We start from the raw sequence: 6,089 nt of genomic DNA, 5'->3' as shown, positions 1-6,089 counted from the left end.
GATGCCCGTGTCGCCATCGCCGATTCCTGCGTCGCCGCGCGGGCCGCCACCTGGGCCCCACGGGCGCGCAGTCGCGCCGTACGCGAACGTGATGCGCTTATTCTCCCCGACGGCATCACGATCATCCCCGTCGGACAGTGCGCCGCCTATCTCGCGCCGGCGCCCTTGGGGTTGGTGCCCATGGAACACGATCTGCGCGACGCGCTGCAGTCGCTCGGCCTGCGCACCGTCGGCGCACTCGCGTCACTCGACGCCGGCGATATCGAAAGGCGATGGGGCCCCGACGGACTCATCGCGTGGCGACTCGCCCACGGCCACGATCCGCGACGACCGGGACTCGTGCGAGTGGAAGCGGCGCGCAGCGCGAGCGTGGAGTTGCCGGCCGCCGTGGAAAGCACCGAGCCCGTGCTGTTCGTGTTGCGTGCCCAACTGCAACGTCTGCTGCGCGAGTGTGTGGAAGACGGACGCGCCGCCGCCGCGGTGGCGATCACGCTCGTGCTCGATGCCGGACGCCAGTATCCCATCGACGACATCGGCAGCGAGATGCGCGGCCACACACGGGTGCCGGAGACATCGGACGATACGACCGCGAAGGACGCAGGCAGGAGGGTATCAGGAGAGCGCGAGGAGTACCCTGCCTCCTCTCCCCTGATACCCTCCCACCTGCCCCCTAAGCCGTTAGCCGTTTCTCTGCTGAGCATCCCCCAACGCTCCATCACGCGCGAAGTGCGTCCTGCGCGTCCGCTCGCCCGACTCGAGCCGCTGTTCGATCAATGCCGAGCGCTGCTGGAGCGGTGGAGCATCCCCGCGCCGATCATCGGCGTCACCGTCAGCATTCCCGCCACCGCCCCACTCGCCGCCGATCAAGGCGACTTGCTGATCCCGTCGTGGCGCGACGCGGCGATGAATGCCGAAGCCGTGTTTGCCCGACTGCGCGCCGTGCTCGATCCCGACAACACCGGCACCGTGGTGGTGCACCCCGAGGCCGGCGACAGTCATCGCCCCGAAGAGACCGGGCGGTGGATCAGCGCCGACGCCATGACCCTCGGCGCCGCACCCATACCTGCACCGATGCCCGCGTCAACACCCACGTCACCAACGAGCACCACCGCCGCCGTGCTCCGTCTGCTCAACGCACCGGAATCGGTTGACGTGGAATCCCCGCATGGCCTTCCCGACGCCGTGTGGTGGCGCGGACGACGATTGTCGATCACGACCGCTGATGGCCCCGAGCGTTTGAGTGGTGATTGGTGGCGTGCCGATACGTACGCCCGTGATTACTGGCGGTGCCTTGTCGATGAGGAAGGCGAACTGCTGCTGTACCACGAAGCCGGTGTGCGGTGGTACGTGCAGGGGTGGTACGACTAAAAACCGCAAAACGGCCAACTGCTTCATAAGCAGTTGGCCGTACACAGTGCTAGCCACACCATACCGACAACCGTATTTTCGCCAACCGCCATTCCCACAGGAACGCCCTGATGGCCTCGCCTGTGTTCATGATGGCCGCACTCCTCGCGAGCGCGACCACCCCTCGATGAAGGAGTTCCTGATGACCGGAGTTTTCGCGCGCGGAGGTTTGCTTGCTGCAGCTATCGCGCTCCTCGCCGCCCCCCTCGCTGCGCAAACGCGCACGATCAGCGGCAAGGTGCTCGAAGAAGGATCGCGAGCACCGATCGCCGCCGCACAGCTACAGGTCACCGGCACCGCCCTCGGTGCACTCTCGCGTGATGACGGATCGTTCACCCTCGTGAACGTGCCCGCCCGCGAGGTCGTCCTCATGGTGCGTCGCCTCGGCTACCCGATGACCCGCATCACCGTCGGCACCGCGCAGAGCACCCTCGAGATCGTGCTGAAGAAAGACGTGCTCAATCTCGACCAGGTCGTCGTCACCGGTCAGGCCACCGGCATCTCACGTCGCAACCTGGCCAATGACGTCGCCACCGTAAGCGGTGCTGACGTGAACAAAGTGTCGTCGCAGTCCATCGAGAATGCCTTCCAGGGCAAGATCGCCGGTGCGCAGATCTCGCAGTCCACCGGCGCACCCGGCGGCGGCAATCGCATTCGCATCCGCGGCATCTCCTCCATTCTCGGTTCCGCGCAGCCGCTCTACGTCATCGACGGTGTCATCGTCTCCGATGTGTCCATCGGCGCCGGCACGAACAAGGTGACACGCGCCGCTGGCACCGGCATCTCCGTGGGCAATCAGGAGAATCCGGTGAACCGTATCGCCGACCTGAATCCGAACGACATCGAGAATGTCGATATCCTCAAGGGATCGGCCGCGGCGGCCATCTACGGATCGAAGGCGTCGGGCGGTGTCATCATCATCACCACCAAGCGTGGCCGCGCTGGCAAGCCGAAGTTCTCGCTGCGCCTGGGCGGTGGCACGTCGGAACTCGCCTACCGCAACGGCTCGCGCCAGTTCACCTCGCTGGCCGATGCCGTGACCGTGTTCGGCGCCGGCATCACGCCGTTCTACGACGCCAACCGCGCACTGAACTACGAGTCGCTGGCCTACGGCAATACACCCATGAACTCCGACGTCTCGCTCAACGTGAGCGGCGGCAGCGAAGACACGAAGTACTTCCTGTCGATCAGCCGTCGCAACGAAGAAGGCATCGTCGAGAACACCTTTGCCCGCAAGACGAGCGCCCGAATCAATCTCGATCAGCGCATTTCCAAGCGGCTCAATCTGCAGGTCGGCAACGAGATCCTGAATAACGCCAACGACCGCGGCCTGTTCGGCAACGACAACGCCGGCAACTCGATCGCCTACTCGCTCACCAAGATTCCGAGCTTCCTCGACCTGCGGCGTAACGCCGACGGCACGTGGCCGGTGAATCCGTTCTATCCATCCAACCCGCTGCAGACGATCGACCAGTTCAAGAACGGCGAGAACGTGTGGCGGAACATCACCACCTCGCGCCTCACGGCCGACGTGCTCACCGGAGAGAAGAATACGCTGCAGTTCATCGCGTACGGCGGTGTCGACCTGCTCAATCAGTCCAACCTCATCTACTCGCCGCCCACGCTGCAGTACGAGCCGGTAGACGGACTTCCCGGCACTACGGGCAACTCGAAAACCACGAATATTCAGAGCAATCTCAACCTGAATCTCGTGCATGGATGGACGCCGCAGTCGTCGCTCAAAATCACATCGCAGCTCGGCACGCAGTTCGAACAGCGCAGCTTGAATCAGACGCGCGCCTCGGCGCAGAATCTGCTGGGGGGGCTCGAAGTCGTGACCTCGGGTACCGTGCGCGACGTCGACGAGTCGCGCCTGCGCGTCGAAGACTTCGGTATCTTCGCGCAGACGGAAATGCTCTGGCGCGACAAGCTGCTGCTCACGGCTGGCGCCCGCGCCGACCGCAGCAGCAACAACGGCGACGTCAAGGCGTTTTACCTGTTTCCCAAGGCCGCCACGTCGTATCGCTTCACCGACCTCGCGCCAGGGCTGGTGGACGAAGCCAAGATCCGCCTGGCGTACGGCGAAACGGGCAACCAGCCCCTATACGGTCAGAAATTCACGAATCTCGATCTGTCGAGCGTTGGCGGACTCGGTGCCTTCCGCGTGGGCAACGTACGCGCCTCATCCGATTTGCGGCCCGAGCGTCAGCGCGAGATCGAAGCCGGTGTCGATCTGAACGTGTTCCGTAACCGTGGCACCTTCGCCCTCACGGGCTTCCGTCGCAACATCTCCGACCTGCTCATCACGCGCACACTGGCGCCCACCGCAGGCTTCAGCAGTGAGACGTCGAACGGCGCCGAGATGCAGGTCACGGGCGCGGAAGTGTCGATCAACGCGTTCCCGATTCAGACGCCCACGTGGGGTTGGAACGCACGCCTCAACTGGGGCACGAGCCGCTCCAGGGTCACGAAGCTCCCGGTCCCGGCGTTTCTGCTCGGCACGTTGCAGACGGGTGCCGTGCGTATCGAGCAGGGCAAGTCGGCCACGCAGATATTCGGCAATGACACGCTGCCACAGAGTGGCGGACGCGTGGTGGTGCCGGTGCTCATGGGCGACGGCAATCCGCTGTGGAGTGCGGGTCTCAGCAACGAAGTGCGCTTCAAGAGCGTGTCGCTGTATGCGCTGCTCGATCAGCAGAAGGGCGGCATGCTCGCCAACGGCACCTGGCGTCACTACGACCTCGGACAGAACTCGCGCGATTACGATGAGCTCGACGCTGCCGGTCGCAAACTCGGTGACGTGCGACGCACGAGCTATCTGCAGGTCACGCGCATCTTCTATCAAAACGCATCGTATGTGAAGCTGCGCGAAGTCACGCTCACGTGGGACATTCCGCAGAAGTGGGTGGCCAAGACGTGGTCCGGTGCCAGCGGGGCCAAGCTCTCGCTGAGCGGACGCAATCTGTACTGGTGGACAAAGTTCCGCGGTGGCGATCCGGAAGCGCAGAACTTCGGCGCGGGCAACGTACCCGATGCCATTCAGCGCAACCGCGAACTCGCCGCATATCCGGCCAGCCGCAGCTACTGGCTCAACTTCAGCCTGGACTTCTGACCATGACCACATCCCGTCATCGCCAGGCGCGCACCCTGTTGTTCGCGGCCGCCTGTGCCAGCGTTGTCGCCTGCCAGGCCGCCGACATCGCGAATTTCAACAGCCCCAACACCTCGCAGCTGGAAGGCGCGCCGAACGCCGCGACCGTGAACACCACCGTGGCCGGCGTGCTCGCCGGGGCACGCGCCGGCGCCGGTACCTGGGCCGGCACGCTCGGCATCTTCGGCCGCGAGATCATCAATCTCGATGGCGCCGAGCCGCGCAATGTGCTGGCGTTGCTGATCGGACCGCTGGAGCCGGGTGGCTTCGGTACCGATGCCGGTTGGTCGAATTCGTACCGGAATCTCCGCACCGCGTACACGATTCTCGATGTCGTCGACGCCGTGCCCGACTACACGGCCGCGCAAAAAAGTGGCGTGAAGGGTTTCGTGAAGACGTTCATGGCGCTCGAATACATGAATCAGCTGCGCGTGCGCGACACCTTCGGCCTCGTGTTCGATGTGGCCAAGGATCCCACCGTGCAGGGCGCCTTCATTACGCGCGACGAGGCGTATACGAAAACCGCCGCGCTGTTCGACGAAGCGAAGACCGATCTCGCGGCGGCAGGCACCGCATTTCCGTTCACACTGACGACCGGATTCACCGGCTTCAACACGCCCGCGAATTTCCTGCGCGTCAACCGTGGCCTCAAGGCTCGACTCGAGGTGTACCGTGGCCGCTGGGCCGACGCCCTCACGGCGCTGAATGAATCGTTCATCAGTACCGCCGCCGGCACCACGGCCAGCTTCGCGACGGGTGTGTATCACGTGTACAGCACGGCATCGGGCGACGCGGTCAACCCGCTGTTCGATCCAGCGCCGCGCGCCCTCGTGGCCGTGCCGGAATTCCTGACCGAAGCGCGCCTGCGCAGCGATGGCTCGCGCGATTTGCGCGCCACGAGCAAGGTCGTGGTCGGCACCGTCACGCTGGCCACGCAGGGCATCAGCTCGAACGTGCGGCCCACGGTGTATCCCACCAACGTCACGCCGATTCCGATCATCCGGAACGAAGAGCTCATTCTGCTTCGTGCCGAAGCCAACATCGGACTCGGTAACCGCGCCGCCGCGATCGCCGATCTCAACTTCGTACGCACCAACGCCGGTGGACTGCCGGTGCTGGCGTCCGACTTCGCCGGTGATCTCGTCACCGAACTGCTGTATGATCGTCGCTTCTCGCTGTTCTTCGAGTACGGCCATCGCTGGGTCGATGCGCGTCGCTACGGCCGGCTCAGCGAGCTCCGGAAGCAGTTGCCCACGCACCGCGTGTTCCCGCTGGTGCCGATCCCGGTGGACGAATGCAACCAGCGCCTCGCTGCGCCGCCCAAGGGGTGCGTGAACGTGCTGGGGCAGTAGGCAAGGGATCACTCCGGCGCCGCTGGAAAGGCAACTCCGTAGCAAACAGGGGGAGGGTAGCAGGGAAGAGGGCGCAGCAACCGCGTGTGGTTCACCTGCCTCCTCCCTCCTGAAACCCTCCCTCCTGCTCACGAAGCGGTTGACAGTTCCCAAACTTCGAGAGCACCACCGGAGCCGTC

General features: G+C 64.7%; 3 protein-coding genes. All 3 read left to right on the top strand.

Going from position 1 to position 6,089, the window contains the following annotated elements; all coding sequences use genetic code 11:
* Nucleotides 1-1,368: hypothetical protein (locus ACLL97_RS15535; protein ID WP_411281389.1), on the top strand; the 1,368-nt coding region annotated here is incomplete at its 5' end.
* Nucleotides 1,369-1,549: 181 nt separating this feature from the next.
* The gene (locus tag ACLL97_RS15530) at nt 1,550-4,519 is read left to right on the top strand and encodes a SusC/RagA family TonB-linked outer membrane protein (RefSeq protein ID WP_411281388.1); all 2,970 of its coding nucleotides are present in this window, start codon (nt 1,550-1,552) and stop codon (nt 4,517-4,519) included.
* Between the two features lie 2 nt (nt 4,520-4,521).
* The gene (locus tag ACLL97_RS15525; protein ID WP_411281387.1) at nt 4,522-5,910 is read left to right on the top strand and encodes a RagB/SusD family nutrient uptake outer membrane protein; all 1,389 of its coding nucleotides are present in this window, start codon (nt 4,522-4,524) and stop codon (nt 5,908-5,910) included.
* Nucleotides 5,911-6,089: the final 179 nt, after the last annotated feature.

The organism is Gemmatimonas sp., from assembly GCF_046594945.1.
Lineage (GTDB): Bacteria > Gemmatimonadota > Gemmatimonadetes > Gemmatimonadales > Gemmatimonadaceae > Gemmatimonas.
This window is presented reverse-complemented; position numbering and strand designations above follow the sequence as displayed.

What these genes read in the sequence shown, in the direction of transcription:
- ACLL97_RS15530 (WP_411281388.1), top strand. Translation starts at nt 1,550, where the DNA reads ATGACCGGAGTTTTCGCGCGCGGAGGTTTGCTTGCTGCAGCTATCGCG.
- ACLL97_RS15525 (WP_411281387.1), top strand. Translation starts at nt 4,522, where the DNA reads ATGACCACATCCCGTCATCGCCAGGCGCGCACCCTGTTGTTCGCGGCC.